Annotated in this window: 28 protein-coding genes and 1 tRNA gene; 14 read left to right on the top strand and 15 right to left on the bottom strand. The window is 48.5% G+C overall.

Going from position 1 to position 25461, the window contains the following annotated elements; genetic code table 11:
- Positions 1-87: 87 nt before the first annotated feature.
- Both yicI and DVA43_RS17185 read right to left on the bottom strand, forming a co-directional pair.
- Positions 88-2406 carry an alpha-xylosidase gene (gene yicI, locus DVA43_RS17180; protein ID WP_114316247.1) on the bottom strand — a complete coding sequence of 773 codons (2319 nt, stop codon included), beginning with the start codon at positions 2404-2406 and terminating at the stop codon, positions 88-90.
- A gap of 12 nt (positions 2407-2418) precedes the next feature.
- Positions 2419-3813 carry a glycoside-pentoside-hexuronide family transporter gene (locus tag DVA43_RS17185; protein ID WP_114316248.1) on the bottom strand — a complete coding sequence of 465 codons (1395 nt, stop codon included), beginning with the start codon at positions 3811-3813 and terminating at the stop codon, positions 2419-2421.
- 282 nt (positions 3814-4095) lie between these two features.
- On the opposite strand from DVA43_RS17185, the gene DVA43_RS17190 reads away from it, so the two are divergent.
- Both DVA43_RS17190 and DVA43_RS17195 read left to right on the top strand, forming a co-directional pair.
- Positions 4096-4190: transfer RNA gene (locus tag DVA43_RS17190), tRNA-Sec, on the top strand.
- A gap of 162 nt (positions 4191-4352) precedes the next feature.
- Positions 4353-5531, top strand: coding sequence for an integrase arm-type DNA-binding domain-containing protein (locus DVA43_RS17195; RefSeq protein ID WP_114316249.1), 1179 nt, complete (start codon positions 4353-4355; stop codon positions 5529-5531).
- 64 nt (positions 5532-5595) lie between these two features.
- On the opposite strand, the gene DVA43_RS17200 is transcribed toward DVA43_RS17195, so the two are convergent.
- The 5 genes from DVA43_RS17200 to DVA43_RS17220 all read right to left on the bottom strand — a co-directional run bounded on the left by DVA43_RS17200 (position 5596) and on the right by DVA43_RS17220 (position 10573).
- Entirely contained in the window at positions 5596-6684 is a 1089-nt protein-coding gene (locus DVA43_RS17200; RefSeq protein WP_074398706.1) for an ImmA/IrrE family metallo-endopeptidase, read from the bottom strand.
- Complete coding sequence (locus DVA43_RS17205; RefSeq protein ID WP_023336539.1) at positions 6668-7297, bottom strand: hypothetical protein; 630 nt, start codon at positions 7295-7297, stop codon at positions 6668-6670. Before DVA43_RS17205 ends, DVA43_RS17200 begins: the two co-directional genes overlap by 17 nt.
- 460 nt (positions 7298-7757) lie before the next feature.
- A complete protein-coding gene (locus DVA43_RS17210; RefSeq protein WP_023336538.1) occupies positions 7758-8891 on the bottom strand; it encodes a nickel/cobalt efflux protein RcnA in 1134 nt (377 codons plus the stop codon).
- 12 nt (positions 8892-8903) lie between these two features.
- Entirely contained in the window at positions 8904-9173 is a 270-nt protein-coding gene (locus DVA43_RS17215) for a metal-sensing transcriptional repressor (RefSeq protein WP_023336537.1), read from the bottom strand.
- Between the two features lie 101 nt (positions 9174-9274).
- A complete protein-coding gene (locus DVA43_RS17220; protein ID WP_023336536.1) occupies positions 9275-10573 on the bottom strand; it encodes an MFS transporter in 1299 nt (432 codons plus the stop codon).
- 181 nt (positions 10574-10754) lie between these two features.
- On the opposite strand from DVA43_RS17220, the gene DVA43_RS17225 reads away from it, so the two are divergent.
- Positions 10755-11732 (top strand): chromate resistance protein ChrB domain-containing protein, encoded by a 978-nt coding sequence (locus DVA43_RS17225; protein WP_210406682.1) that lies wholly within the window; start codon positions 10755-10757, stop codon positions 11730-11732.
- Positions 11689-13065: a chromate efflux transporter gene (chrA, locus tag DVA43_RS17230; RefSeq protein WP_369798191.1), complete on the top strand. Its 1377-nt coding sequence runs from the start codon at positions 11689-11691 to the stop codon at positions 13063-13065. Before DVA43_RS17225 ends, chrA begins: the two co-directional genes overlap by 44 nt.
- A 30-nt stretch (positions 13066-13095) precedes the next feature.
- Here the strand turns inward: chrA and DVA43_RS17235 are convergent, their stop codons facing one another.
- From DVA43_RS17235 to DVA43_RS17260, 6 genes are all read right to left on the bottom strand, one after another.
- The gene (locus tag DVA43_RS17235) at positions 13096-13785 is read right to left on the bottom strand and encodes a hypothetical protein (RefSeq protein WP_023336533.1); all 690 of its coding nucleotides are present in this window, start codon (positions 13783-13785) and stop codon (positions 13096-13098) included.
- A 13-nt stretch (positions 13786-13798) separates the two neighbouring features.
- Positions 13799-14536 carry a HupE/UreJ family protein gene (locus DVA43_RS17240; RefSeq protein ID WP_038859448.1) on the bottom strand — a complete coding sequence of 246 codons (738 nt, stop codon included), beginning with the start codon at positions 14534-14536 and terminating at the stop codon, positions 13799-13801.
- 43 nt (positions 14537-14579) lie between these two features.
- On the bottom strand, positions 14580-14945 hold the full coding sequence (locus DVA43_RS17245) for a hypothetical protein (RefSeq protein ID WP_074398708.1): 366 nt from the start codon (positions 14943-14945) through the stop codon (positions 14580-14582).
- A gap of 278 nt (positions 14946-15223) precedes the next feature.
- Positions 15224-15457 (bottom strand): hypothetical protein, encoded by a 234-nt coding sequence (locus DVA43_RS17250; RefSeq protein ID WP_023336531.1) that lies wholly within the window; start codon positions 15455-15457, stop codon positions 15224-15226.
- An 83-nt stretch (positions 15458-15540) separates the two neighbouring features.
- Complete coding sequence (locus DVA43_RS17255; RefSeq protein WP_064540887.1) at positions 15541-16566, bottom strand: inovirus-type Gp2 protein; 1026 nt, start codon at positions 16564-16566, stop codon at positions 15541-15543.
- 274 nt (positions 16567-16840) lie between these two features.
- The gene (locus DVA43_RS17260) at positions 16841-17044 is read right to left on the bottom strand and encodes an AlpA family transcriptional regulator (RefSeq protein WP_023336529.1); all 204 of its coding nucleotides are present in this window, start codon (positions 17042-17044) and stop codon (positions 16841-16843) included.
- Between the two features lie 385 nt (positions 17045-17429).
- Here DVA43_RS17260 and DVA43_RS17265 point away from each other — a divergent pair, with 385 nt between their 5' ends.
- The 10 genes from DVA43_RS17265 (at position 17430) to DVA43_RS24570 (ending at position 24717) form a co-directional block, all read left to right on the top strand.
- On the top strand, positions 17430-18731 hold the full coding sequence (locus DVA43_RS17265) for a hypothetical protein (RefSeq protein ID WP_038859443.1): 1302 nt from the start codon (positions 17430-17432) through the stop codon (positions 18729-18731).
- 308 nt (positions 18732-19039) lie between these two features.
- Positions 19040-19474, top strand: a complete 435-nt coding sequence (locus DVA43_RS17270) for a hypothetical protein (RefSeq protein ID WP_023336527.1) — start codon at positions 19040-19042, stop codon at positions 19472-19474.
- A complete protein-coding gene (locus DVA43_RS17275; protein ID WP_225385418.1) occupies positions 19428-20297 on the top strand; it encodes a hypothetical protein in 870 nt (289 codons plus the stop codon). Before DVA43_RS17270 ends, DVA43_RS17275 begins: the two co-directional genes overlap by 47 nt.
- Positions 20298-20541: 244 nt before the next feature.
- Positions 20542-20982, top strand: coding sequence for a hypothetical protein (locus tag DVA43_RS17285; protein ID WP_064540881.1), 441 nt, complete (start codon positions 20542-20544; stop codon positions 20980-20982).
- Between the two features lie 71 nt (positions 20983-21053).
- Complete coding sequence (locus DVA43_RS17290) at positions 21054-21875, top strand: DUF932 domain-containing protein (protein WP_038859440.1); 822 nt, start codon at positions 21054-21056, stop codon at positions 21873-21875.
- A gap of 68 nt (positions 21876-21943) precedes the next feature.
- Positions 21944-22414 carry a DNA repair protein RadC gene (gene radC, locus DVA43_RS17295; protein ID WP_023336522.1) on the top strand — a complete coding sequence of 157 codons (471 nt, stop codon included), beginning with the start codon at positions 21944-21946 and terminating at the stop codon, positions 22412-22414.
- Between the two features lie 8 nt (positions 22415-22422).
- Positions 22423-22644, top strand: a complete 222-nt coding sequence (locus DVA43_RS17300) for a DUF987 domain-containing protein (RefSeq protein ID WP_023336521.1) — start codon at positions 22423-22425, stop codon at positions 22642-22644.
- Between the two features lie 31 nt (positions 22645-22675).
- Entirely contained in the window at positions 22676-23041 is a 366-nt protein-coding gene (locus DVA43_RS17305; protein ID WP_023336520.1) for a type IV toxin-antitoxin system YeeU family antitoxin, read from the top strand.
- 33 nt (positions 23042-23074) lie between these two features.
- Positions 23075-23395, top strand: coding sequence for a TA system toxin CbtA family protein (locus DVA43_RS17310; RefSeq protein WP_023336519.1), 321 nt, complete (start codon positions 23075-23077; stop codon positions 23393-23395).
- A gap of 347 nt (positions 23396-23742) precedes the next feature.
- The gene (locus tag DVA43_RS24570; protein ID WP_147271039.1) at positions 23743-24717 is read left to right on the top strand and encodes a hypothetical protein; all 975 of its coding nucleotides are present in this window, start codon (positions 23743-23745) and stop codon (positions 24715-24717) included.
- A gap of 84 nt (positions 24718-24801) precedes the next feature.
- On the opposite strand, the gene DVA43_RS17320 is transcribed toward DVA43_RS24570, so the two are convergent.
- Positions 24802-24975 (bottom strand): YlcI/YnfO family protein, encoded by a 174-nt coding sequence (locus DVA43_RS17320; RefSeq protein WP_114316252.1) that lies wholly within the window; start codon positions 24973-24975, stop codon positions 24802-24804.
- A 261-nt stretch (positions 24976-25236) separates the two neighbouring features.
- A complete protein-coding gene (locus DVA43_RS17325) occupies positions 25237-25455 on the bottom strand; it encodes an ogr/Delta-like zinc finger family protein (protein ID WP_114316253.1) in 219 nt (72 codons plus the stop codon).
- Positions 25456-25461: the final 6 nt, after the last annotated feature.

Below are 25461 nucleotides of genomic sequence, written 5' to 3' on the forward strand. Positions count from 1 at the left end.
GCTTCGCCTTACCCGGCCTACAAAACCCACAGCATGCACGATCCGTAGGCCCGGCAAGCAACGCGCCGCCGGGCTTTTCCAGACGACTCAGAGGTGAACCACTACCTCATCCCCTTCGGCTTTCACCACCACGCCCCACTCGCTGCCGATGTTGGATGCGCCTTTCACGCTGCTAATCCGCTGCACATTGCGCAGGCAGACCGTCCAGTTCCGCGCTTCGCCGCTCCCTTTTAACGTTATGGTATCACCGCTGCGCATCGCGGTCAGGGTAAAGGCCACGGCACCGTTCGCCGCAGGGACTTCGCTTACCGCCGTGGCGCCATCGGCCAGGTTAAACAGCTGGAAGGCGGTACCTTCGTTCCAGGCGTAGTCCGGTTTCTGGTCGTTGTTACCCAGCGCCAGCAGGGTGTTGTCGCGCACGTAGACCGGAAGGCTCTGGAAATCGTGCTGCTGTTTGTGCCAGCGGCTGCCCTGCAATTCATCGTTATGCCACAGATGCGTCCAGCGCCCTTCCGGCAGGTAAAACTGCACGTCGCCCGCCTCGCTGAATACCGGCGCCACCATCACCGCATCGCCCAGCATATACTGACGGTCGAGATAGTCGCAGGCCGGATCGTCCGGGAACTCGAGCATCATCGCGCGCAGCATTGGCGTACCGAACTCGCGGGCCAGCGCCGCCTGGCGATAGAGGTACGGCATCATCCGGCATTTCAGCTGGGTGAAGTGGCGCACCACGTCGCAGGACTCGTCATCATACGCCCACGGCACCCGGTAGGATTTGCTGCCGTGCAGGCGGCTGTGGCTGGAGAGCAGCCCGAACGCGCACCAGCGTTTGTAGACATGCGCCGGGGCGGTGTTTTCGAATCCGCCGATATCGTGGCTCCAGAACCCAAATCCGGAGAGCCCGATCGACAGCCCGCCGCGCAGGCTTTCGGCCATCGATTCGTAGTTGGCATAGCAGTCGCCGCCCCAGTGAACCGGGAACTGTTGCGCCCCCACCGAGGCCGAGCGAGCGAACAGCACCGCCTCTTCCTCGCCCACCGTCTCTTTCAGCACGTTCCACACCAGTTCGTTGTAGATGTAGGCGTAATGGTTGTGCATTTTCTGCGGATCGGAACCGTCGAACCATTTCACGTCGGTCGGGATGCGCTCGCCAAAGTCGGTTTTAAAGCAGTCGACGCCGATCTCCACCAGGCCTTTCAGCTTGTCGGCGTACCATTTACAGGCTTCCGGATTGGTGAAATCGTAGATCGCCAGCCCCGGCTGCCATTTATCCCACTGCCACAGGGAGCCATCCGGACGTTTCAGCAGATAGCCCTTCTCTTTCAGTTCTTTAAATACCGGGGATTTCTGGCCGATGTACGGGTTGATCCACACGCAGACCTTGAGCCCTTTCTCCTTCAGGCGGCGGATCATCCCTTCCGGGTCCGGGAAGGTGACCGGGTCCCACTCGAAGTCGCACCACTGGAAGGCCTTCATCCAGAAACAGTCGAAGTGGAAAACGTGCAGGGGCAGGTCGCGCTCCGCCATGCCGTCGATAAAGCTGTTCACCGTCGCTTCGTCGTAGTTGGTGGTGAATGAAGTGGTGAGCCACAGCCCGAACGACCACGCTGGCGGCAGCGCCGGACGCCCGGTGAACTGCGTATAGCGATTGAGCACCTCTTTCGGCGTCGGGCCGTCGATGACGAAGTACTCCAGATATTCACCCTCGACGCTAAACTGCACCTTCGACACCTTCTCGGAGCCGATTTCAAAGGAGACGTTTTCCGGGTGGTTTACCAGCACGCCGTAGCCGCGGTTGGTGAGGTAGAACGGGATATTTTTGTACGACTTTTCGGTGCTGGTACCGCCGTCGCGGTTCCAGGTCTCGACCTTCTGGCCATTGCGCACCAGGGCGGTAAAGCGCTCGCCCAGGCCGTAGACGGTTTCACCCACGCCCAGATCCAGACGCTCAAACATGTAGTTGCGATCGGTATTACCGTCCTGCACGTAGCCATTGTTTTTCAACTGGCTGCCGGTGATGCGCTGGCCGTCGCGGAAGAAATCCAGCGACCAGAACTCGCCTTTAGTGACGCGCACGCTGATGTTGCCGCTTTTCAGCTCGGCAAACTCCGCGTTGTTTTCAATCTGCACGTTAACGTCTTTCAGCACGTTGAGCGGATAGTGTGGGCCGTTATTCAGCGCCCCCTGGAAGTGCTCGATACGCACCCCGACAATCCCCCCCTGCGGCGCAAACAGGCGCACGGTGAACATCAGGGTGTCGAGCTGCCAGGTGCGCTCACGCACGTCGCGTGGCGCCACATAGACCACCAGGTCGTTGCCCTGCTGCTCCACATCGAATACCTGCACCGGATAGGTTACGTTCAGACCCGGTTGAATTAGCCAGTTTCCATCACTGATTTTCATGCTTTCGTCCTCTTAGTTCTGCAATTCTTTGCTGACCGGCAGGGTGTTAAATTCCTGCTGGTTACGTCGCGCGCCCTGCGCCAGATCGTTCATGATTTTGACCAGGAATGGCGTCTTCAGGCTGTAGTAGCGTTTGGCAATCACCGCGCTCAGCAGGTAGCAAGCGGCGGGTACCAGGGTAAACAGGGCGATGATAATGCTGATGGTGGCGCTGTTCTGGGTTTTTGCTGCGGCATCGTAGCCGCCGCCAGCCAGCATCCAGCCGATTAACGCCCCGCCCAGCGCCAGCCCCAGCTTGAGCACGAACAGCGTGCCCGCAAAGCTGATGCCGGTGAGGCGTTTGCCGTTGGTCCACTCACCGTAATCAACGGTGTCGGACATCATCACCCACTGGATCGGCGTCACCAGCTGGTGCAGCACGCCAATCACGAAGATAAAGCCGAACATGGTGATGCTGGCCTGCATCGGCACGAAGAACATCGCCACGCTCGCCACCGCCAGCAAGGCGTTGGTCCACCAGAAGACGCTGACTTTGCATTTCCAGTCGGTGAGCGGTTTCGCCAGCGCGGAGCCAATCAGGTTGCCGACGCAGTAGGTGGTAAGGAAGGCGACAAACAGTTCTGGCGAGCCCATGATCCAGGTGACGTAATACATCATCGCCCCGCCGCGCACGCAGACCGCCAGAATGTTGAGGATGGTAAGCAGCCCGACGATGCGCCACTGGTCGTTCTTCCAGATGTCGCGCAGATCTTCGCGCATGGAGGTGGTGCTCGGCGGCACCTGGATGCGCTCTTTGGTGGTGAAGAAGCAGAACGCCAGCATCAGGAACGCTACCACCGACAGCACTGCGATACCGCCCTGGAAGCCGAGTGCTTTATCCTCGCCACCAATCATATTCACCAGCGGCATCATCAGCACCGTGGAGAGCATGCCGCCCGCCGTCGCCAGCACAAAGCGCCAGGACTGGAGGGAGATACGCTGCGTCGGGTCGTTGGTGATCACCCCTCCCAGGGCGCAGTACGGGATGTTGACCACGGTATAGAGCACGGTCAGCAGGGTGTAAGTGACGGCAGCGTAGATCATTTTGCCGTTCAGGCTGAGGTCCGGCGTGGTGTAGGCCAGCACACAGACGACGCCAAACGGGATCGCCCCGAACAGTATCCACGGGCGGAACTTACCCCAACGGCTGCGGGTGCGGTCGGCTATCAGCCCCATGCAGGGGTCGGAGACAGCATCCAGCGCACGCGCCAGCAGGAACATGGTGCCGACGAACCCGGCAGGGATGCCGAAGATATCGGTATAGAAAAACATCATGTAGAGCATAACGTTGTCGAAAATGATGTGACTTGCGGCGTCACCCATGCCGTAACCAATTTTCTCTTTGACGGATAAGACTTCGCTTTTCATTGTTTTTCCTTCACGCGTAGGGCGCTGAGACCGGTTACATTTTTTGTAAACCATTCACCCACGGGCAGGTATTGCGTTTTCTGGTTACTTTTTTACGTTTCTTGTTTTTTGTGATCGCGGTAAAAGTGCAGAGGCGGAAAATGTAAGCTGAGGATTTTCTTAGGGTTTACGCTGGGGGCATAACGCAGGTCAAAAAAGGGGTGAAATAAGTGAGGGAAAAGATGGGGTAAATGATTGAAAGTAGCTATAATGCGCCCCGCCTCCATGTAGCAATCGAGGCGCGGAAGATCGTCATCTCCGGTGAGGTGGCTGGACTTCAAATCCAGTTGGGGCCGCCAGCGGTCCTGGGCAGGTTCGACTCCTGTGATCTTCCGCCAATTAGCCTCTACTGAACTCCACTGTCTCAAGTAAATCCCCTATAATACCCGCAATTACTGCTGATTATGTTCTCCCGAGGTCAACTGTCTCTACCGGAATCAAGTGCGTTCTGGGGGCATAATGGGGGGCATGATTTATAGCCCCATTTTGAGATGCCCCCAATGAAGCTAACAGTCAGACAAATCGACACAGCCAAGCCCAAAGAGAAGCCGTACAAGCTATCTGATGGTGGAGGCCTCTACCTTGAAGTAACCACCAACGGCTCACGCTACTGGCGTTTAAAGTATCGTTATGCGGGTAAAGAAAAGCGCCTTGCTTTCGGCGTTTATCCTGAGGTTTCTCTCGCTCAAGCCCGTGAAAAGCGTGATGCTGCGAAAAAGCTGCTGTCTGCTGGAAGCGATCCCGGTGAAGTAAAGAAAGCAGAGAAAATTGCCCAAAAGCTTAACTATGAAAATACCTTCGAAGCTATTGCCCGTGAATGGCATCAGCTGAGAGCGGATCGTTGGTCATTACGTTATCGCGATGAAATTATTGATACCTTTGAAAAGGATATTTTTCCCTACATCGGTAAGCGTCCCATAGCTGAAATTAAGCCCATGGAATTGCTGGAAACCCTTCGTCGTATGGAAAAGCGTGGTGCATTAGAAAAGATGCGCAAAGTCAGACAGCGCTGCGGTGAAGTATTCCGTCATGCAATCGTGACCGGACGCGCTGAATACAACCCTGCACCCGATCTCGCTACAGCCCTCGCTACACCAAAGAAAACGCATTTTCCTTTCCTGACTGCTGAAGAACTCCCCCACTTTCTTAGAGATCTTGCAGGCTATACCGGGAGTGTTATTACCAAGACTGCAACTCAAATCATCATGCTTACAGGAGTTCGAACTCAGGAATTACGTTTTGCTCGTTGGGAGGATATTAATTTTGAAAAGCGGCTCTGGGAGATCCCTGCTGAAGTGATGAAGATGAAACGACCACACATTGTTCCGATGTCGGATCAGGTTGTCGAGCTCTTTGAGTTACTTAAGCCTATTACCGGGCTATACCCCCTAGTATTCGTCGGACGGAATGATCGAACGAAGCCCATCTCAAAGGAAAGTGTCAATCAAGTGATTGAGTTGTTGGGATATAAAGGAAGGCTGACGGGGCACGGTTTCCGCCACACCATGAGTACCATCCTGCATGAAGAAGGTTTTAACTCGGCGTGGATTGAAACGCAGCTTGCGCATGTGGATAAGAATGCGATACGTGGGACTTACAACCATGCTCAGTATTTGGAGGGACGTAGGGAGATGATGCAGTGGTATGCCGACAACATTAGCTCTCTGGCAGAAGTTTAATTTTTACATATTAAAACAGCGGGTTAGACCATAAGGCTGAGCGTTATTGCTCAGCCCTAAATGATTAATTTACCAACCGTAGATGTTGGTTTTGAGCTCCCAAAGCATACAGACGCATAACCTCGGGAAGGAATAAATTGAAGATAGATGCAAGTTCGCTTTGGTCATACCCTAGCTCGTCTTTCGTATGATCAATTATTGCGTTCAGTAATGTTGGTGTTTCCCCGTTTACATCGAGTTTGACAGGCTCATCTATTTTGTAACGTTTAATGGACATTTGCCGCCAAATCCAATCGCTTTGACCTGCCGTAATCGCTTTTAGCGTTTTTGCTCTATAGAACAACGCAGCCATTGAAGTCCGCCAAAATGGTTTAAGGGCAGCGGCTTTTTCGATACTGATATTTCGTAAATCGTTATAAATATCAGAGGCGGGCATAAGAAATTCTGCAGCAAAAGCGTTGGCTTCATCCTCCATCGTTGGAGTGGGAGCCCGATGCATCACTAAATGACCCAGCTCATGGGCTAGAGTAAATCTGTACCTATCAACTGGCTGATTTTTATTTATAAAGATTAATGGTGGCAATCCCGCCACTTTGTAACTTAGCCCTGAAAGTCCAGTATCTTCCATATCGCAATCAATGATAATGATGCCTGCTCTTTCCAGTACCTCAACAAGGTTTTTTATCGGCCCACGTGGGATATGCCACGCAGTACGGACATTACGAGCAATTTGTTCGATATTTTCTTCGTAGTCTTCAGGATCGTAGTAAGGGAGCTCATATTCGGGCTCGAACTCAACGAACTGCAACAGCTTTCTGAGATGAGCAATACGTACATTCACTTCAGCAACAAGTTTATCCAGCACTTTCATGCTGACAGATGCTTTTTTACGGTACATCGGGTTTGCACTGATTGGTCCACCATAAAGCCTTTCTGACATCATGAAAAACTCGACGGGACAGTTAAGCGCTTCCGCAATACTGCGGATTTGGTCTTCAGTTGCAGATTTAAGCCCTTGTTCAATTTTGGACAACGTACCTTGAGACAGGGCTACACGATGAGCCAAATCCTTTTGGCTCATACCCAACATTTTCCGACGCAACTCAATCATCTCTGGGCGTACGGTGGCTGCTGACTTAATCTCCACGACCATTTTCTACCTTCGGTTCTGTCTTTCTAACCCGTTTCGGTTTCACAACACTTTTCGCAGGTGAAACACTTTTTGTAACAGGCTGAGGTTGGGGTATGTTCACTTCAAGCTCGTGTACAGGCAAGTCGTACAGATTTTCATCTGTTATATCAATTGCCCATGCAACAAATTTCCCGTTGCGCTGAGTAAGGACGATTTTATCAATTCCTACACAGTCGTCACTAAGTATGTAAAGTAACTCTAATCGAATCAGACCACCAAACATGTCAACTTCAGGGTTGTGGAAATCCAATGCTCTTTGCGTCGGATAGTTAGAAGAGCGAAGGCTCTTGTCCCCTTTTTTGATTCTCACAAAATAGCGATCTTGAATCAAAAATCCCACTTGATGAGGCATCTTTACGTACTTAATACCTTCAATTTCTGCAGCTTCAATCTGATCCTTCAAAAAAAATAAGGCATCGTTTCGGAGCACTGCCGAGCGCACTCGTTTGTCGACCAGGCGACGGGCAATATCGTTTTGAATCCAGTTTTTCCAAGCATTATCGAAAACAGAAGTTAAGGTGTTGTAGTAAGGACGGCATACTAAATGGGCTTCTTCTTTATTGATTAAAGACATAGAGGATCTCTAAAAATTTGTTGTGAAATGTCACCATGAAGGATAGAACGCAACCACATTTTTTACAACAAATTATTCCAACTTATATTCCAAACAACGACAAGTTATTGTTATTTAATAAAATTTATATTAATACCTAGTATGTGAAAATTTTTATTGCTGGTTTTTTAAACAGGGCTGCCACAGGTACAAGCAGAGATGCGTATGCGAGCTTCATATGGTGGCAAAAGCATCATAGTTTGTGATTAATCACTATCAGACAATATTCCGGAAGAGTGCTTTACTGCTAAGGGAAAGGACAGCGTACTAGTGCAATACACAGCCAAAACGTGTAATGAGCTTAAAGCTGACATGGACTCTTTGCATGAGTGTAAAGGCATGAATACTTAAGAAGACTCAACCTGAACCTCAATGTTCAGGTCGAATTACAACGTATTGTGAATATCGGCGCTTCAAAAAATTATTGCATAATGCCTGTCATGCCGTGATAGCCCATATATATCCCCACAAGAGCTATCAGCACGCTTGAGAAGTACGGAGCACGACGCGCCAGCGTATCAAATCCGCTCCAGCGTTTGGTTGCCTGACGAACGCTAAACGCCGCAGCCGCACCTACCGAAACCAGCGTAATGGCTAAGCCAATACTGAAGCACAGCACCAGGGCAGCACCAAGCGTAAACTCTTTCACCTGAATGCAGAGCAGCAAAACGGTAATGGCTGCCGGGCAAGGGATTAACCCGCCGGTCAGGCCAAACAGGACTATCTGCCCGGTTGTGACCTTACGATTGGCAAAACGCTTTTTGATATCGTTCGCATGCGCCTTTTCGTGCGCATCCTGATATTCCTGAGAATTCACGTCCAGACCTTCCAGAGCCGAGTGGTCATGCTCGTGATCGTGGTCGTGCTCATGAAACGCTACGTCGTAGTCATGCACATGGCCGCGATGACCCAGGGTTAAGCGGACATCGAAGCTGTGCGGTTCGGGGATCGGCTGGGTGGATTCCATAAAACCGTCTTTTTCAACGAAGTCGAATACCTGTGAAAAAGTATCCGGCCCACGGTTGGTCACCAGCGAAATATCCCGCGCTTCCCATTTTTTGCCGCTAAGCATGCGTAAACGCCAGTGAGGCGGCTGGCCTTCCTCAAAGATAGAGAGTTCAACGCTGCCGTGACCGGTGTCGATGACGCGTGTTTCATCGTGATGGTGGCCGTGAGAATGCTCCTGTTCCTGCTCCATCTTCCATAGCTTTTCGCCGCGCCAGGTGCGCCAGAACATCCATGCGGCAGTAGCGAGAATAATGATCGCAGAAATCAACTGGAACCAGGGCTCTGCAGATTCAGCGGTAAACTTGCGGCTGATATACATTCCACCCAGAGCAATTAACCAGACAACTGAAGTGTGGGAAAGGGTGGCAGCGAGCCCCAGCAGAACAGCCTGCTTAACGGTTCCCCGGACAGCCACGATAAAAGCGGCCATCATCGTTTTGGAATGGCCCGGTTCGAGCCCGTGGAGCGCACCCAGCAAAATAGCGCTGGGAATAAACAGCCAGGCGTTAGCCACGCCTTGCTGTAACAGAGCGGAAAAATCAGTCATGTTTCTCTTGCCTTAAAGATATTTGGTGATCTCTTTAAATTCGTTAAGCGTTGTGTCAGACCCGGCATGATCGGCGTGAAGGGCATCCTCCAGACAGTGATCGAGATGGTCATGAATGAGCGTACGCTTGGCGTTTGTTATCGCCTTTTCCACAGCATAAAGTTGCTGGGCGATATCCAGACAGGCTTTTTCATCTTCAAGCATCTGGATGGTGCTTTTCAGGTGCCCGGCGGCACGTTTAAGTCTTTTTATAATGTCGGGGTGTGAAGCGTGAACAGTCATTTTTATCCTCTCCGGGTGGAGGGGATAAGATAATGTGTATCAACGTAAGGGTCACACTGTTTATCGGTTTATCCTCTCCTGATAGTACGAACGTTGGGTAATTATTTTTTTCTCTTCGGCCATGAGGGATGTTCGTCATCAATAACGAAATCATGCTCATGGGTTATTTCCGTTTTCGCGTCAGCATCCTGATGGCTGTGCAACTGCGAATAAACCTCGTGTTCCGGACGCCAGATCAGCACGGCGGTTAACAGAGAGAACGCCGCCACAATGGTAAGCGCAATAAAAGAGGCCTGAGTTCCCCAGGTTGCCCCTACCCATCCGGCCAGCGGATAGGTAAGCAGCCAGCAGGAATGTGACAGGGCAAACTGAGCGGCAAACAGTGCAGGCCGGTCTTCCGGTGTTGATGAGCGGCGTAATAAACGCCCGGATGGCGTCTGGGAAAGCGAGTAGCCAACGCCCAGCAAAGCCCAGAGCACGACCAGCGTAAAATAATCCTTAAGGAAAATACCCAGCCCAAGGCCAACAACCAGTAAACCGGTTCCGACCATCATTGGCATCCGGTCACTTATTTTGTCGAGAAGACGCGGAAGTATCAGCGCCGATATCATCGACCCCACGCCAAAGAACGCCAGCGCAATCGCGGTGGAGCGCTGTGAGAAACCAAAGTCGGCCTGCACCAGAACCACGGTGTTGACGATCACCATCGCGCTGGCCGCTGCAACGGCCATATTCAGCGCCAGCAACCCCCGCAGCCTTGGCGTTTTCAGGAAGATGCGCATCCCGCGCGTGGTTTTATCGTAAATGGTGCGATGAACAGTCAGCGCCTGCATTCTGGGCAAGGTGACTGAGACAACCAGAATGGCGGAAGCGAGAAAACCGACGGCGGTGCCTGCAAAAAGATTGTGGAAACTCATCACCGTCAGCAGTGCGGCTGCCAGCATGGGGCTGATGACGCTTTCAAGATCGTAGGCCAGCCGGGAGAGCGAGAGCGCCCGGGTGTAGTCACGCTCGTCCGGGAGGATATCAGGAATCGTGGCCTGGAACGTTGGCGTAAACGCGGCTGACGCCGATTGCAGAATGAAAATAAGGATATAAATTTCCCAGATTTGGGTCACGAAAGGCAGTGCAAAAGCCACCATAGCCCGCACCAGATCCAACGTAACCAGCATCGTGCGGCGGGGAAATTTATCAGCGAAGGCGGCGGCAACCGGGGCGACCAGAATATAAGCACTCATTTTAATCGCCAGCGCCGTTCCCAGAACGGCCCCGGCCCTGTCGCCCGCCAGATCGTAGGCCAGAAGGCCCAGCGCAACGGTCGCCAGACCGGTACCGATAAGGGCAATTATTTGCGCCATAAACAGGTGGCGGTATGAACGATCAGAAAGAATGCTTAGCATCAGAAACTCTCCTGGCTTTCCATATCCCCCCCGGGGGGATGTGGAAAGAGTAGAGAATAGCGGTGTGCCTGGCAAGCGGTATTACATTTTAGTGGCTCTCTTTTTGGATGGCCCCCCATTGTTATATGCATATAAAAAATTATTCGTAGCAAATTCTACATGATGTATTAATCTCTACATCATGAAACTACATATTCTTATCCTGACGCTGCCCACTCAGCAGGCCACGTTGCGTATGCGTGTCTGGCGGGCATTAAAAAACACCGGTGCCGCCATGCTGCGCGACGGCGTTTATCTGTTGCCTGAAGCGCAACAGGGCCAAGAGATCTTTAACGATATAAGTCGTGAAATCCGCGATGAGGGGGGTGCGGCTTTTGTTTTTAACGCTGCAACGCCCGAAGAAGAGGAAATCCGCCCGTTATTTGATCGCTCTCAGCAGTACATGGCCCTGCTGGAAAGGCTACAGGTGTGTAAAAACGACCTGGATGAGGAAACCGCCGTCAGCCAGCTGAAGGTGGTGAGAAAACTTCGGCGCGAGCTGGATCGGATTGTGGCGATTGATTTCTTTCCTGGTGAAGCGCAGGCGCAGGCCGTCTTTAGCCTGACGGAACTGGAAGCAGGCATTAACAGGTTCATCTCTCCCGGCGAGCCCCACGCCGTCAGCGGCGAGCTGACACAACTGATGCCTGAGGATTTCCACAACCGGATCTGGGCAACCCGACGCAGACCCTGGATTGACAGGCTTGCCAGCGCCTGGCTTATACGGCGTTTTATCGATCCTGATGCGCAGTTTCTCTGGCTTGAGGATGGCAATGATTGCCCGACAGCGGCGGTGGGGTTTGATTTTGATGGGGCGACCTTCAGCCACATCGACAATCGGGTGACCTTTGAAGTACTGATGGTCCGCTTCGGGCTGACGGGGGATGCCCTGAATGGTCCGGCAATGCTGGTGCATTACCTTGATGTTGGCGGGGTTCAGCCTCCCGAAGCGGCTGGCGTTGAAAGTGTACTGGCAGGATTGCGTGAAAGCATTACGGATGATGACACATTACTCGCAGCGGCCTGTTCGCTGTTTGATGGTCTGTTAACGACGTTTGAAATGAGGTCCGGCCATGATGAACAAAACGGAGTCGCTGACGCTGGCAGAGGAAAACGTTAAGCCCTCGCCGATCCCCCTGAAGGAGGCGTTCTGGTTCTGGCTCAAGCTGGGGTTTATCAGCTTTGGCGGGCCCGCCGGACAGATAGCTATCATGCACCAGGAGCTGGTCGAGAACCGGCGCTGGATATCCGAGTCGCGTTTCCTTCACGCACTCAACTTCTGTATGGTGCTGCCCGGTCCGGAAGCGCAGCAGCTTGCGACCTACATCGGCTGGCTGATGCACAGAACGTGGGGTGGCGTGATCGCCGGGCTGTTATTTATCCTTCCTTCGCTTTTTATTCTTATCGCGTTGTCGTGGATCTATATCGCCTGGGGAGACGTTGCCATTATTGCCGGTATCTTTTACGGCATTAAACCCGCCGTGGCGGCAATCGTGCTGCAGGCGGCGCATCGCATCGGGTCCCGTGCGCTGAAGCACGGTGCCCACTGGGCTATAGCTGCTGCGGCATTTGTGGCCGTTTTCGCCCTGAACGTACCTTTCCCTGTCATCGTTATTTCAGCAGCGATAACTGGCTATATCGGCGGACGCATCGCGCCGGAAAAATTTCACAGCGGCAGCGGACATAACAAACAGGAGAAAGCCGCTGGTGGAGCTGCGGTTATTGACGATCATACGCCCGTACCGGCGCATGCCCTGTTCAGCTGGGCGAAACTGTTAAGGATTGTGGCGGCGGGCGCACTGCTCTGGCTTATTCCCATGACGGTGCTGACGCTGGGGCTGGGCTGGGCGCATCCGGTGACGCAGATGAGCTGGTTCTTTACCAAGGCTGCGCTCCTTACCTTCGGTGGGGCCTACGCCGTCCTGCCATACGTTTATCAGGGTGCTGTCGCCAATTTTGGCTGGCTGACTGCCGGGCAGATGATGGACGGGCTGGCGCTGGGAGAAACCACGCCCGGCCCGCTGATTATGGTGGTGACCTTTGTCGGATTTGTTGGTGGGTATACCCATGCTGTTTTTGGCGCGGATATGCTGTTTGTCGGCGGAGCCGTTGCCGCCTGCATGGTGACGTGGTTTACCTTTCTCCCGTCCTTCATTTTCGTGCTGGCAGGCGGGCCGTTTATCGAAACGACCCACAACAAGGCCGGTTTCACGGCACCGTTAACCGCCATCACTGCGGCCGTAGTGGGCGTCATTGTTAATCTGGGGCTGTTTTTTATCTGGCATACCGTATGGCCGGAAGGCGCAAAGGGAGGGATCGATATCCCTGCAGCCCTGATTGCCGTCGCCGCTGCGTTTGCGCTTTTCCGATTAAAATGGAAGGTTACGCACGTTATTGCCCTGGCGGCTCTTGCCGGGCTGATACTCCGCCTGACCGGGCTGACGGCAGCGTGAAAAGGGGCAGGATAACCTGCCCCTGATTTATCAGATAACCCGTTTGATGTTCAGGTAGTCGCCGGTTGTATCAAGCTGTATCGTGATGGTCTCAGACCCACGATTTCGCCAGAACCAGCCATGTTTACCCTCGAACGCGGCCTGTAAAACGCCGTCTCCGGATGTGATCTGCCGGGCTTTACCATAGCCATGGTAGAAGCCTTTCGGGGCGTTGACCGGATCGCCGTGTGCATCCACGTTTACCGGCCCGGAACTGGTCCACTGATAGGTCACGCGGGCATCTTTACGCATTTCCAGTTTAACTTCAGCAGCTTCGTTGGGCTTCAGGGTGATGAGCATCTGATGACGTTGCGAGCCAGCCGCTGGTACTTCCGGCGCGCGCGTGGTCGCCGGAACGCTCAGCTCCGGGTAGGTGTTCTGCGTTATTGCCGGAGGATTATCCGGGATCGGTCGCTCATTAACCGGCGCAGCCAGCTGTCCTTGCTGAACAGCGCTGGCCTGATTATCGGCATCAGCCTCTTCGGCAAGCTGCGTTTTGATTTCTCCCATCTGCTTAAGCCCCAGTAAACGACCCACGCCAGTAGGATCAATGCCGTATTCCGAAGGCATGACGACGGTGATCAGCAGCGTCAGCGCCACGATGGCGGCGAGGATAGTGGACTGCATCAGTTTGATGGCAGAAGGTAATTCTGCGCGTGTTGGTAAATCAGTGTTGTACATTGTTTTGTCTCCCTCAGGCTAAAATGTAGCCACAAAGCTGGTAACTCATTAACAGAAATCCCGCGCTCATCATCACCACATTGGCGGTATAAGCGTGTCGGAAAAAGCTCGCCGTTTGCCGCCAGTAACTCATGACGATCAGGATGGCGCTCAGCGCGAGCAACTGGCCGATTTCAACGCCAATGTTGAAGGCAATCAGGTTGACGAACAGGCCATCGGGAGAGATTTCGAATTCCTGGATTTTGGTTGCCAGACCAAAACCGTGGAAGAATCCAAAGATGAGCGTCGCAAGCTTCGTGTTGGGCTGAACGCCAAACCAGCGCTGGAATGCCCCAAGGTTATCAAGCGCCTTATAGACCACGGACAGCCCGATAATGGCGTCGATGAGGTAAGCACTGACGCTGATATCAAAGAAGGTGCCGATGAGCAGCGTCGTCGAGTGCCCGATAGCGAACAGGCTGACGTACAGCCCGATATCGCGCATTTTGTAGAGGAAGAAAATCACCCCGAACAGAAACAGCAGGTGATCGTAACCGGTCACCATGTGCTTCGCGCCAAGGTAGATAAACGGGATGATGTTAATCCCAGTGATCTCCTGGATGTACCCTTTATCGCCTTCCGCCACGCCGTGGGCATATGCGCCCTGGCTGTAGAAAAGCAGTAACAACAGGAAAAACAGACAAGCCGAACGCGCCTGAGCTGAAAGCAGGCGAGCGCTCAACCGGCCCTGTGTATCAAGGCTGGTATACATAAAAATCCTTACATGTTGAATAATAACGAATTAACAGAAGTTATTACGCAGACAGGATTCTCGGAGGGCGTTCGGGGGTGGACTGCGGCATTTGCAGTATTTGTTCTGAACTCAACGCATATATCACCCGCATGCCCGGATTCCAGGCGTGCAGAGTAGGCAGAGTAAAGAGTTTATTCAGATCGTGGGAATGATCGGCATTGAGGTGATGCACGCTACCGTGGGAGTGAAACAACAATGGATCGTGCTCATTCAGTGGTTCATCGCTGTCGTGTTGATGGTCACTGATGGACGTTGTTTCCTGAACGCTGTATGCAGCCTGTGGTTTTGCCATAAACGAACTGCTCAGCACGGCAACAGCCATGATGATAAGCACGATTCTGGAAATGACTTCACGGCGAATAAACACAGTCAACGGCATCCTGATGATACAAAGTAACAACGTGCGTAATGTATCCGCACTGTGGGCCTGATTTCAATAGCTTCTTTCGGATTTGGTCTGGACTGAAAGTACTACCAGTTTTGTAATGCCCATCCTGGCACCTAGCAAAAAACTGCGAGGTGCAATAAGAGACATCGGAGCATAAGGGCATTCTTTTGAGCCACCCCAATAGTGAACACCGCCAGTTTGTACTACAAAGGGATGATAAAGCTAAGGAGAGAAGCAAGATGGAGCTCCGATGTTTTCTAAATTTCTGATTTACTCCTGTGCTCACAGGTTTTCATTTTCATCACATTATGAATACTGCCTGGCAAGTGAATAAAACTCCTAACCCCGGTCAAAGGGTCAATATGAACGCCTAGCTTTAACTTACAACTAAGGCAGAACAGCGAATCGTAATCTGCCTGTTCAATGGTTAGCGGGGTTACCCACTCACCGTGACCTGTGACAGCATTAGGGACAAAAATAACGTTGTGCATAATGGGCTCCTTGAGATTAGAAAAGCCAGCGTGAAATACTGGCTTTATAGGGTTGAAGAGAAGTAAGGAAAAGATGGGCGTTACTACCTACGCCGTTTATTTTTCGTTTTCAGTGCCTTGATTTCACCTCGACCAAATGTTCGGGCATTTCCCGGTAAGACCAGACGGGCACAGGCATCAATCTTGGTCATATAGCTCACCGCTTTAAGCAGACCTTTTTCCATTGATGAGTTCCCTCGTTCAAGCTTACCTAAACCACAGTCTTCATAATCGTCTTTGTGGGCGTTACAGTTGTAGTAATGCCCTTTACTTTCGGTGATGTGTTTTTTCCAGTACTCACCGAATGCCCGGGCTAGGTTGACATCCTGACGTGCCTTGTGACCATTAACTAAAAACAGCATGTGGTAATGAAACTTACGGGCAGGTGCGTACTCTAGTTTCCAAACGGTTCCTAGTACATTACGGAACAGTGGGTTCTTTTTCATATTGCGGAATAAATGCTGGCGGCACTGGCGGGCTATGTCCGCAGTAACGTCAGACTTATGTTCATCATTCCAGGATAAATCTACTCTCAATATTAACAACCGGGAATAACGAGACTGCATATGACGAAGATAATTCAACACCCCTTTCAAGTTTTTTATCGATGCCCGTTTATATTTAAGATATTCCTTCTTAAATCCGGCCTGACTGATAGCTGTGCGATAATCCAGAATAAGTTTATTCAGGCTTTCCGCAGTCGTTATTTGATCTACTCCGACTATTTTCCCTTCATGTATCCGTGCGCACAAATCAGCATTATTTAATAAACGCTGGAAAGCTGCTATACGCGGATTGACTAACCTAGTCCGTAGATAGTCTTTCTGTAACCTTTCCAGACAGCAAATAGCATCGCGGAGTAATGAAGCGCTTGTATGAGGTTTGTAACCTTTACGGTCATACGAAACAGTAAAGGGTAATGACTTCCCTTTACCCAAAACTTTAAGATGTTTATCTAACTGTTCTGCTTTATCTCTGAGCATATTGTCATCAGAAATGATTGAATACGATTGCACACCATCGTCATGATATTCCACATGCGATAATAAATACTCTTCTGGTAAGTTCATGCTTGTATATTCTCGGTTATATCAGCTTGTATGGGTATAAGGCAGTTTGCAGCTAGTCTCTTATCATCGACCATTAATTGCATTTGTATCTTTTAGAGTGTTAGCTAGGGAATAATTAATTTAATAACAATAAAATAAAATTAATAAGTTCAAGATACAATAAAATAAGAAGCGGCGATGAAATAAGCATTAACGCCTTAAGCTGCCTGTAATTAACGTATAAAAGTATGGTGTAAAGTTAGTGACCATTTTTTATAATGGCTACCATCGATTTTTACGCTCTGGATTCTTTAATTCGCTCTTCCAGCCATGCTTTAACCTCACGTTCAATCCAGCGAGAACTACGGCCAAATTTAACAGGTTTCGGAAACTTCCCCTCCTGTGCCATTTTGTAAAACCACTTGTCAGACTGACCGGTCAGTTCCGTAATAAAACGCATATTTACGAATTTATCGCTGTGAATATCAATCATGCTCATGAAAGTCTCCGGAGATGTAACAGGAGGACACCGGGCGGCATCCTTTCATGTGATAGTCCGCATATGTATGGTTTTACATTTTCCTGTCCGTATTTTTCTCTGCATATACGACAATATTTTTAATTGATGCATCTGGTCTATAACCTGCAGTCAAACCAACATTCTGTACACTATCCATTGAGTTCCACTTTGATAGTGCATACTGGTGTGATTTGATGGTGGTTTTCAGCAGTGAAATACCTGGTTAACGCCAGCTGCAGCACTGGTTTTGCGTTGTTTCAACACTACATTTTTATCTATTATTTTTCTACTTTTTTGACTACATTCAACACTGCTCGTACAATAGCCGGAATCTAAAATTTAGTATTTTTACAGGAATGTATTTGTGGGAAACTCACTACACTATGTCAATATAAAGAACAAAAGAGATCTCAGGCTTTTTCTTTGGTATCTCTCAGCTAGGGATATTGCAATTCTTATTAACACGCTGGCATCAGTAAAGAGTACTTATAGTGAAGATGATATATTTGGAAATAATGTTGAAATCGCATCAGGTGCTATTAATCAAGCCCTGTTACTGATAAAGGACAAAGCTGTTAAGGGGATTTACTCCGCATCATTTAACTTCTTTAAATCGCTTCAGTTACCCTCTTCTGAGTTTTCGTGGATAAAGAAATCTCCTGATGCCTGCTATTTCTCATGGCTGTATATAAAAACTATGGTTCATGATTTAAACGGTGAGTTACAACTTATTCCTGAGATTGTAGGAAAGATAAGAAATGCCGATTACATTTATGTCGGGCATGACTTTTTGTATAAAAGGTTACTGATAAATCCCTATCCTGTGGATAATAAAGAAAGAATAGTTGCAATTGAGGATTTTTTTGACCGTGCCCCCACAACTCTGAGACATAAACTCAACCTGATGCATCGTATTCGAAAACAATGGAACGATCTTTATTATTTAAGTGCTAATTTTCCACTCTCTCCAAAAGAGAAGAAGAAATGTGAGTGGGCTTGGGAATACATACAAAAAGACAGGAGCAAAATGCGTGGTAAAAGAAAAAATCCGGATGGCACGTATTCGGATTACTTAAATGCTCCATCTGCAACTGACAGTATCATACTTTCTGCATTAAGACCCTCAGGTGCTTATGAGAAATACATGGCTGTAAAATTTTCATATATTTTTAAATTTGTAAAAGATGATTTATTTATTCAGCGGTTCAAAAAAGCATGGGAACTGCATAAGTATAGGCTTTCAGCTGCTTCTAAAAAGAATAAATCATCAAGACGCTGTGGAACTGACAACAAAGAAGTTGTAGCAACACCTATGCCTACGGTCTCAAAGCCGGAAAGTTATAAGGATTTCTCGTCTGAGAGAAGTACTCGTGAATTCAATACTGGTTTATCGCAGCCTCTGCACATTGCGCATAATACAGAGGTCGTTTTGGAACCAAGAGAAGCATATCAAAATAATAAAGATGAGAATATTGAAGTTATGAAGCCAACTCATTCAGGAAGCAACCAAAAAGGTATAAATCCCCCTGGGACAGTAATTAAATATTTGCAATCCTCATCCCTGAAAAGTACTTTACCGTACCAGCTTATAAGCATGGCGAGTGACGGACTTGATGCAATTGCTAAAACAGCGAGTAAAATAAAAGAGAAGAAAAACATCAAGTAAGAATATTTTATTTGTCAGCATTCTATTATTTTTCAAACCTATATAACCTTAATGAGGCACAGCAGCTAAGTATGCTGATGTGACTCAACACACTGATCTGTAGTGCCGATCGATATAAAATTAACGATAGGCTAAAACTATTGATAAGCATATATCGATCGTTTTAATCATAGAAAATAACGATCAATTTCTTAAAACCGATCTGTATTAACGATTATCACATCCCCTCTCAAATGCATACGATCAGATGGCCTTTTGTACAGCAAAAGGCCATTTTTCATTTATAAAACACACAGTAAGGAGCAACTATGCTGAAGTCTCCCTCAGCCTTGCTTTTCAGTGCAGCATTGTTCTCAACCTCTGCACATGCAGTCATTCAGGAACAGCAATGGCACCACTGGTTTGGCAATATCAGTGTTATGGAGTTTGAAATTAACTCTCAGAATTCTGCAGGCGAAGTGCTCACTTTGACCTGTACAGGCGGAACGTTAGCTCTAGCTTATAGCGTACCTGCAGAGGACTACCGCGTTTCTTCCCTCACAGGCCTTGCTGAGCCTGGTATCAGTATTAACGGTACAAACTATTCTCTAGATGAAACGGCTTTTACAGCACTCAAATCTGCAGGAAATAACGGTGTAATAAAAATCACCTCTTCGAATACAGCAATTTCTAAAAAATTCAGTACTAAAGGGCTGAATGAAGCGCTGGGTGATTTTACCTGGCAGGACTGTATTCATCACTAATAATCAAAAAGGAAATATGATGCATAAATTAATAGCTTTATCGTTCAGCTCAGCAGTTCTGCTTATCCCATCTATCTCTTCTGCATTGACAGTTCACGGAGATATACATCCCGAACGCTATACCTTTTTCCTGACCCAAGAAGGAAGCAACCAATTAAAACAGGCGAATGAGCGACTAGCCAAGAATCCACAGGCCTACACGCTTGATGTGAACCATACGGGCATTCAGCCCTTTGAGGCAGTCCGCTGGGATGGTAAGCCTGTAAAGGCCGTCACCTGTGTGTTGGTAGATGGCGTTATGATGGGTAAAAAAGCTACTTGGTCACAATGCAAAGATGAAAGTGGTGCAGAATATTTTGGCAATGCCGGGTGGCCGGTACGTGATTACGTGGCAAAGGCGTGTGAAGTAGGTAAATCAGATTGTCCAGTTTACCTCGTCTTTCAGACAGACCCACCGACTATGCGGAACGATATGGCTAAATTTACACCTGCGCCTAAGAACTTCAATGCTTCAACAAACCTGACGGATGAAATTAAAAACGACGGATGTCAGATGGCTAACAATTCCTTTGAATATGCAAAAAGCAGTATTCGTTGTTCTGCAATTAACGCCGTACGTTTTATTCGTAAACAAAATACCGAAGCCACATATGAAGCTGATCTCATCACTACTTCAGGCGAAAAGATGACAATGACTATCGGGTACACCTATGGGAATGCATCCAGTAAAGAACCGGGCTGGCGCACCATTTCTGTCAAGCAGGGGGGCATTATTACTGATATCCGCAAACAGGGCCAATGGCTCCCTAATGGCTATAAGTAGAGGTATTTTCCATGCACAGCCAAAGCGAATTGATTACAAACCAGCCAGATCATGAATCCCCATGGCCCGACTGTACGTGGCAACTTGTCCTGTGCGTAACAGGGATAACGTTGATGCGAAGCCATTCGATCACGGTAAAAGCTCTGGGTGCAGGTTTGACCACCTTTAGCCTGATAAAGGCAATAAAAAAACTCGCTGCACTTGCCTGATGGCAGGAGGCGGAAGTTCAAAGGATAAAAAGACTATGGTCGAAAATGGAACAGGGAAACTCCGTAGCCTTAAAGAAAGGCTGAGTTTTTCACGCGAGAAAACACCTGCAGAAAATCTGGATGCATCATTAAGTGAGCTCCTACCGGAAAACACGGTCAAATCTTCGATAAATGGATCTGATAAATACAGGCTATTACTGGAGAATATTGTAATTAATGGTTTGTTAAATATCGCTGAAGATAAGCTTAATGATGATGCTTTTGTTGAAGTTGTTTTCAGCAAAGCATATGAGCTTTTGCCTGCCCCAGTCAGGATTGTACTGAAGCGGGAATGGTGTTTGAGCTACCTGCAGTCACAAAAAGCTCCAATTCTGAAGAAATTACAACTTTACCGTGCAGATAAGCTCAGTCCTGCCGAACTATCTGCGTTGCCCCAGTCAGATTCAGAAAAGGCTGCATCGCAGATTTCACCTTAAATAATCCCCACTTTCAATCCAGGCCATCCTCAGGGATGGCCTTTTTTATACCCATTTTAAAGGAGCCAGCCATGACCCGTTTAGCCAGCCGCTTTGGTGCAGTCAACCTTGTTCGTCGTGACCGCCCGTTAACTCGCGACGAACTGGCCCATTATGTGCCCAGTGTCTTCAGCGAAGAAAAGCATGAATCCCGGAGTGATCGCTATACCTACATCCCGACAATTACCCTTCTCGATAACTTGCAACGCGAAGGCTTCCAGCCATTCTTCGCCTGCCAGACCAGAGTCCGCGACCAGAGCAAACGAGAGCATACGAAGCACATGCTGCGCCTGCGTCGTGAAGGCCAGATTACTGGCAAACAGGTTCCCGAAATTATTCTACTGAATAGCCACGACGGCTCCAGCTCATATCAGATGCTACCGGGGTTATTCAGAGCAGTTTGCCAAAATGGGCTGATTTGCGGTGAGAGTTTTGGCGAAGTGCGCGTGCCGCATAAAGGCAATGTAGTAGAGAAAGTCATCGAAGGGGCCTACGAAGTATTGGGAATATTTGACCGCGTAGAAGAGAAACGCGATGCCATGCAGTCGCTTTTGTTACCGCCGCCCGCTCAGCAGGTGATGGCGAAAGCGGCGCTGACATATCGCTTCGGTGAGGAGCACCAACCGGTGACAGAGTCGCAGATACTTTCCCCACGCCGCTGGCAGGATGAGAGTAACGACCTGTGGACCACTTATCAGCGCATTCAGGAAAATCTGATTAAAGGCGGGCTATCGGGGAGAACAACCAAAGGAAAGCGCGCCCATACCCGAGCAGTGAAAGGTATTGACGGTGATGTGAAGCTCAACCGTGCCCTCTGGGTGATGGCTGAGAATATGCTGCAGCTTGCTTCATGACCATTCCACCATTTTCCCTTAACGCCTTTCCGAAGATTCGGAAGGGCTTTTTCTTCTGAGGAGTTGTCATGCCTACGATCAATTTGTCCCCGATATTTCCTGCAAACGAGCAGCGAGTCATCCAGCGAGCATTACGTCTGCTGGAGAAATACCAGCGTCAACCGAGTGAGTCATTTACCTCAACCAGCCTCACAAAAACCTGGCTGCAACTGCAAATGGCTCACCTGGAGCGGGAAGTTTTCATCGTAATGTATCTCGACAATCAACATTGCCTGCTGGAGCGAGAAACACTGTTTACCGGCACGCTCAGCCATACCGAAGTGCATCCCCGCGAAGTGGTTAAATCAGCCCTGAAACATAACGCCGCTGCGGTCATTTTGGCGCATAACCACCCGTCCGGCACGACAGAAATCAGCCAGCAGGATAAACATGTCACTCTGCGAATTGCTAAAGCCTTGGCTCTGGTGGAAGTGCGTGTGTTGGATCATCTTGTGGTCGGGAACGAAGTGGTGTCTTTTGCTGAATGTGGCTTGTTATGAGGTGCAGAATGAAAATCATCAGTAAGCGTCAGGCGATGCATATTTATCGTCAGCATCCCGAATCCAGGCTATCTGCCTTCTGTACAGGTCACTACCAGTGGCATGGCAGTGTCTGCCATTACTACGGACGTGAAGTTCAGGATATCAGCGGCGTACTCGCTGTTTTTATTGAACGTCGTCAGGACCGGGCAGGCCCGTACGCCATTCTTCGCAGCGTGACAGTGAACTAATCAACCCACTCAGTCATTAAGGAATATATTAATGCAGTCGACCACCTTATCCGGCACATCGGCGGAGAACGCATCCTGCTTTCAGTGGGGATTAAAACGTAATATCACGCCATGCTTCGGCGCTCGCCTGGTACAGGAAGGCAACCGCTTATACTTTCTGGCTGACCGGGCAGGATTTAATGGCTCATTCAGTGACGAAGAAGCTTTGCGTCTGGACCAGGCATTTCCACTGATGATGAAACAGCTTGAGCAGATGCTGACCACTGGCGAGCTTGATCCCAGCAGCCAGCACTGCGTCACACGGCATCACAACGGACTTACTTGTGAAGCTGACACTCTCGGCTCTCATGGCTACGTTTACATCGCCATATATCCCTGGTCAGCTCTAACCAGGTAATACCTTCCTCTTCTTTTATCAGGGACTCAACTCATGCATATTCCAACTGTACCGGCAACGGTGACGGTTTCGTCACGCCTATCTCCTGTCCAGATTTGGCAAAAACTATTAACGTATCTTTTAGAGCATCATTACGGCCTCACGATCAACGACACACCGTTCAGTAACGATACGGCGATTCTGGAACATATAGAGGCGGGAGTGAATCTTACTGATGCTGTTAATTTCCTTGTAGAACGATTCGAGCTTGTGCGCATTGACCAGAAGGGTTTCTCCTGGCAGGATCAAGAACCCTGGCTAACACCTTTGGATGTTCATCGGGCACAGTTCACCCTTGGCTTGAAACGCTCATAAATCAGCCAGCTGATCATTAAGGAAAAACATGTGGGGGCATAATTGGGGGCATGTCAGAAAATCGAATAGAAAAATAATCAATAAATTCAATATAATTATCTATCAAATGCGATTCCTGTGATCTCCGCCAAAATTTGTTTTTCTTTCATTATTTTAGCCTTTATCTTTTAAAATTTTCAAAATTATCTTGTGTAAACAAGATCATGTTCATAAAAACATAAATTTTATAGGCAATATTAGAATAGTATGTGTAGTATAAAAATTCTTTCTTTTTTCTATTAAAGAGCAAAATAAATGGAAATTACTAAGCTGCACACAATAAACGATTATCAGATTTTTTAGAAGAAATGTATGGTGAATCTAATATAAATAAAAACCCAGATTATATTTACTCGTTTCTTGTAAGAAAAGTTTCTTTCCTTTCTCGAGCCATCCTTAGAGAAGGAGAGTATGAAAAAAGTTTCATCCAAAGTTTATCATGGTTATTCACATTAGCTTCAAAATTTGACATAAACTTAAATGAAGCTTTTTACAAAAAATTTCCTGACTCCTGTCCTTACTGCCTTAAATCCCCATGCGAATGTGTTCAAACACATAAACAACCAGCTGGTAATTTAGCAGCATACGCAGCAAGGCATGAGTTAAATGAGAAATTCCTTTCTCTTCAAAATAACAATACATTAAGCAGAAGAGCTATAGATAAAGCAGTCATAAATATTAATGACATATATCCTTCAAATGGAGCAGTCTGGAAAATATTTGGCAGCTTTTACCATTTCTCAAGAATTTTTGAAGAGTTGGGAGAAACGCAAGAGGCATACTCAGCAGTTATAAAAAATAGTGGGAACGTATCTAATTTGGCCGAAGAAATCGCAGATGTTGCAGCTTGGTTTTTCTCCGCTTGGGGAATTAAATGTCAAAAAAGAAGTTTAGGTGATGCGTTTAAAGACTATTACCTAGATGGGTGCCCTGTCTGTAAGAAAAATGTCTGTGAATGTGATTCTTACTCTGCAAGATCTGAGTCAATGGCAACAGAAAAAGACCTTGAACAGATCAAGAAACAACTTAATGAACTTTCTTTATTACTTGATGATAAGTCTGCAGAAATAAGTGAACTTGTAAAGTCAATTGAAGATGCAATGCAAGCTAATACAACACTTGATGCTAAAAGAGCGGTTACCCAAACTGATGGTTTCTTGAAGAAAACACAATCGGCAATTGAATCAGGTACAACCACTGTTGAAAATACAGCTAAAATAGCAACAGCGCTTACTACTATAATAGCCTTTATTGATAAAATAAAGGACGGGTGGCTTAATTAATATTCTTATTAGGCTGATAAAGTCTCTGATCAGCCTAATTTTTATAAAAGTATAATTTTTTTTAGATTTTATTTATTAAATAACTTAGCCATTCTTATAGTTGCTATTTAATCTTATTCTACACGCCTCTTTCACCCAAGTACTAAAATTCCCTTTCCCCGCAGCTTTCTCAATCTGTTCCAAAAGCTCGTCCTCGAACCGGATGTTCTTCATCGTGCTTTTCTTGCGGTCAAAATTTGGCTTCTTTTTCTCTTGCATGGTAGGTACCATTTCGGTTAGTTTATCACCACATGGTACCTACCACATGGATTCAGGTTTCAAGCAACGCCCGGTAGTGTTCGAGCACTAAAGGGCGTCTGAACTAAGATTCGCAATAACGCGGCATCCAAAGCGTGTTAGAAAACAAGGGGTTAGCGTAATGCTAACCCCTTTTTTATTGCCAGTGTCCATGAATTGCCCACGATAAATATGGACAGTGACCACCAGGCATAAAAAAGCACCCGCATTGGCGGGTGCTTTTCAGAAACTCATATGGGTTTGCCCGCCGCCGGTGGGGTGGGGTGGAGCTGCGCATTGCCGTTGCGGAATGGTAATGGATCGGACAAATGACTCGTGCGTTACGAACGTGTGCCCGCACTCAAGATTCTGGCACTGGTTGTAGCGTTCCTTCGTCTTCTCTGAAACCTGAAAGCTACTGCGGGTGTGGGCTGCATGTCCACACAGCGGGCAATTCATCATAACAGG

The organism is Leclercia sp. W6 (assembly GCF_003336345.1).
Taxonomy (GTDB): Bacteria; Pseudomonadota; Gammaproteobacteria; order Enterobacterales; family Enterobacteriaceae; genus Enterobacter.

Excerpts from the sequence above, each read along its gene's own strand:
- DVA43_RS17320 (WP_114316252.1), bottom strand. The coding sequence starts at position 24,975 with ATGCAAGAGAAAAAGAAGCCAAATTTTGACCGCAAGAAAAGCACGATG.
- DVA43_RS17255 (WP_064540887.1), bottom strand. The coding sequence starts at position 16,566 with ATGAACTTACCAGAAGAGTATTTATTATCGCATGTGGAATATCATGAC.
- DVA43_RS17310 (WP_023336519.1), top strand. The coding sequence starts at position 23,075 with ATGCATATTCCAACTGTACCGGCAACGGTGACGGTTTCGTCACGCCTA.
- DVA43_RS17235 (WP_023336533.1), bottom strand. The coding sequence starts at position 13,785 with ATGTACAACACTGATTTACCAACACGCGCAGAATTACCTTCTGCCATC.
- DVA43_RS17240 (WP_038859448.1), bottom strand. The coding sequence starts at position 14,536 with ATGTATACCAGCCTTGATACACAGGGCCGGTTGAGCGCTCGCCTGCTT.
- DVA43_RS17195 (WP_114316249.1), top strand. The coding sequence starts at position 4,353 with ATGAAGCTAACAGTCAGACAAATCGACACAGCCAAGCCCAAAGAGAAG.
- DVA43_RS17215 (WP_023336537.1), bottom strand. The coding sequence starts at position 9,173 with ATGACTGTTCACGCTTCACACCCCGACATTATAAAAAGACTTAAACGT.
- DVA43_RS17275 (WP_225385418.1), top strand. The coding sequence starts at position 19,428 with ATGAAGCGCTGGGTGATTTTACCTGGCAGGACTGTATTCATCACTAAT.
- yicI (WP_114316247.1), bottom strand. The coding sequence starts at position 2,406 with ATGAAAATCAGTGATGGAAACTGGCTAATTCAACCGGGTCTGAACGTA.
- DVA43_RS17225 (WP_210406682.1), top strand. The coding sequence starts at position 10,755 with ATGAAACTACATATTCTTATCCTGACGCTGCCCACTCAGCAGGCCACG.
- DVA43_RS17260 (WP_023336529.1), bottom strand. The coding sequence starts at position 17,044 with ATGAGCATGATTGATATTCACAGCGATAAATTCGTAAATATGCGTTTT.
- DVA43_RS17220 (WP_023336536.1), bottom strand. The coding sequence starts at position 10,573 with ATGCTAAGCATTCTTTCTGATCGTTCATACCGCCACCTGTTTATGGCG.
- DVA43_RS24570 (WP_147271039.1), top strand. The coding sequence starts at position 23,743 with ATGTATGGTGAATCTAATATAAATAAAAACCCAGATTATATTTACTCG.
- DVA43_RS17290 (WP_038859440.1), top strand. The coding sequence starts at position 21,054 with ATGACCCGTTTAGCCAGCCGCTTTGGTGCAGTCAACCTTGTTCGTCGT.
- DVA43_RS17305 (WP_023336520.1), top strand. The coding sequence starts at position 22,676 with ATGCAGTCGACCACCTTATCCGGCACATCGGCGGAGAACGCATCCTGC.
- radC (WP_023336522.1), top strand. The coding sequence starts at position 21,944 with ATGCCTACGATCAATTTGTCCCCGATATTTCCTGCAAACGAGCAGCGA.
- DVA43_RS17210 (WP_023336538.1), bottom strand. The coding sequence starts at position 8,891 with ATGACTGATTTTTCCGCTCTGTTACAGCAAGGCGTGGCTAACGCCTGG.
- DVA43_RS17285 (WP_064540881.1), top strand. The coding sequence starts at position 20,542 with ATGGTCGAAAATGGAACAGGGAAACTCCGTAGCCTTAAAGAAAGGCTG.
- DVA43_RS17205 (WP_023336539.1), bottom strand. The coding sequence starts at position 7,297 with ATGTCTTTAATCAATAAAGAAGAAGCCCATTTAGTATGCCGTCCTTAC.
- DVA43_RS17200 (WP_074398706.1), bottom strand. The coding sequence starts at position 6,684 with ATGGTCGTGGAGATTAAGTCAGCAGCCACCGTACGCCCAGAGATGATT.
- DVA43_RS17325 (WP_114316253.1), bottom strand. The coding sequence starts at position 25,455 with ATGATGAATTGCCCGCTGTGTGGACATGCAGCCCACACCCGCAGTAGC.
- DVA43_RS17250 (WP_023336531.1), bottom strand. The coding sequence starts at position 15,457 with ATGCACAACGTTATTTTTGTCCCTAATGCTGTCACAGGTCACGGTGAG.
- chrA (WP_369798191.1), top strand. The coding sequence starts at position 11,689 with ATGAACAAAACGGAGTCGCTGACGCTGGCAGAGGAAAACGTTAAGCCC.
- DVA43_RS17185 (WP_114316248.1), bottom strand. The coding sequence starts at position 3,813 with ATGAAAAGCGAAGTCTTATCCGTCAAAGAGAAAATTGGTTACGGCATG.
- DVA43_RS17300 (WP_023336521.1), top strand. The coding sequence starts at position 22,423 with ATGAAAATCATCAGTAAGCGTCAGGCGATGCATATTTATCGTCAGCAT.
- DVA43_RS17270 (WP_023336527.1), top strand. The coding sequence starts at position 19,040 with ATGCTGAAGTCTCCCTCAGCCTTGCTTTTCAGTGCAGCATTGTTCTCA.